Raw genomic sequence first — 264 nt, 5'->3', positions numbered from 1 at the left:
CAGCCTGACGCGGCTCGCGCTCGTGAAACGCGACGCGCTCACCGGCAACTACGAGCCGGGGCCGCTGTCGCTGCGGCTCGGCCTGATGTCGATCGAACGTCAGCCGGCCTATCGCGCGGCGCTGCCGCACGCGGCGCGGCTCGCGGAAGCGGTCGGCCCGAGCGTCGCGCTGTCGGTGCCGGGCGTGCTCGGGCCGACGATCGTGCGCATCGAGCACGGCGGCTACCCGTTGCATGTGAACCTGCACGTCGGCTCGGTGATGTC

At 72.7% G+C, this 264-nt stretch carries 1 pseudogene; it reads left to right on the top strand.

Going from position 1 to position 264, the window contains the following annotated elements:
- Positions 1-264: pseudogene (locus SB816_RS32455) on the top strand (IclR family transcriptional regulator); the annotation flags it as partial.

The organism is Achromobacter sp. SIMBA_011, assembly GCF_046535435.1.
Taxonomy (GTDB): Bacteria; Pseudomonadota; Gammaproteobacteria; order Burkholderiales; family Burkholderiaceae_B; genus Achromobacter; species Achromobacter dolens.
The sequence above is the reverse complement of the archived record's forward strand: the minus strand, read 5'-3'. Positions and strand labels throughout refer to the sequence as shown.